A 1,255-nucleotide genomic window follows, 5' to 3' on the forward strand; every position below is an offset into this window, starting at 1 on the left:
CTTTGATCTCTGCCTCCTCGTCGTTGCCAGCGTGTCATCCTTTGGCATCGGATTCCTCGTTGGATGGCAAATCTGTTGCGAAGTGAACTCACGGAAAATCGAACAACTCAAAAACGAACTCAAGAAAACCAAGAAAGCCCTGGGGACGATATGCAAGGAATCAATGGCAAACAAAGAAGCGGCCATCGCGTTGGAAAGGCAGAAAGACTTGTACTTGTGAGCAAGGCGAAAATCCAATGGAAGCCCTGGCAGGATCGCGTCATCAAGGACGGCCTGGGAAACGGAGACACCATCGTGGCCATTAAAAACCGCCTTGGACTAGGGTTCAACGCCGTCAAGCGCCGGGCCGAGGTGCTTGGCCTGATTCCTTCTGTCCCTGCGCCGTCCTACACGGCAGGGAAGTACGACTACGCCTCCGACATGGAGCTATTGCGGCATCACGCGGCGGGGAAATCCCAGGAGGAAACGGCGATGCTGATGAACCGCTCCCCGCATTCCGTCGCCCACCGGCTGTCCGTGTTGCTCGCCAAACGGGCCGAGGACGTGTTCACATACCGGGCCATTGAGCTTCGGGACGAAAACATCTTCGGGCAGGCCAAACAGATTCTCAAGAAGGCTGGGTTCTCCGACGCGGAGTTGAAGATCATGTCATTGGACCGCGTCATGCACGCCGCGAACGCGATCCTGTTCAAGTATCACTATCCGCAGCTTGGGAAGAAGCCGGAGTGGTTGCACAAATGAGTTGACCAAGCAAGCAAGTCGCTCTACCGTCCGAGCAACATCAGGGGGCAATATGGACATCTCACCGGCGGTTGACTTGGCTTTGCTTTACAACCCGAAACTGGCGTACAAAGACATCGTGACCATCAAGCTCTGGTTGAACGACGGCGCCGACATGGACAAGGACATCCTGCCCACCATGAAGCAACTGATGGGCAAAAACCCGCACATCGGCACATTCTCCTACTTCACGAACGCCATCTTCGAGGCACGGATCAAACGCGAGTCATTGGAGCCGCTGAAGGCTGTGGAGAAAGACCCGGACTTCGACCGCCGGAAAGCCGTTCGCATGGCGTGGGTACGGGACAGATGCTCGTCGATTCGGATTCCGTCCCATGAGGCGAAGTGGCTGGAAGAGTACGAAGCCGTCCACGGGAAGGTGAAGGCATAAGGAAGCAATTCTTTTCGGTTGCTGACTGTGTAAATTTGTGATAGCCAAAAGAAATGCCCGGCGGGATCATCTCCACACCGGGCT

At 55.5% G+C, this 1,255-nt stretch carries 3 protein-coding genes; all 3 read left to right on the forward strand.

Annotated features, from left to right (window positions below; all coding sequences use genetic code 11):
* Positions 1-220: hypothetical protein (locus BGIM_RS67475; RefSeq protein ID WP_040891348.1), on the forward strand; the 220-nt coding region annotated here is incomplete at its 5' end.
* A complete protein-coding gene (locus tag BGIM_RS0136210) occupies positions 217-741 on the forward strand; it encodes a hypothetical protein (RefSeq protein WP_020474537.1) in 525 nt (174 codons plus the stop codon). The genes BGIM_RS67475 and BGIM_RS0136210, both read left to right, overlap by 4 nt.
* A 52-nt stretch (positions 742-793) precedes the next feature.
* The gene (locus tag BGIM_RS0136215; protein WP_020469698.1) at positions 794-1,171 is read left to right on the forward strand and encodes a hypothetical protein; all 378 of its coding nucleotides are present in this window, start codon (positions 794-796) and stop codon (positions 1,169-1,171) included.
* Positions 1,172-1,255: the final 84 nt, after the last annotated feature.

This window comes from Zavarzinella formosa DSM 19928, assembly GCF_000255705.1.
GTDB lineage: Bacteria > Planctomycetota > Planctomycetia > Gemmatales > Gemmataceae > Zavarzinella > Zavarzinella formosa.

Excerpts from the sequence above, each read along its gene's own strand:
- BGIM_RS0136215 (WP_020469698.1), top strand. The coding sequence starts at position 794 with ATGGACATCTCACCGGCGGTTGACTTGGCTTTGCTTTACAACCCGAAA.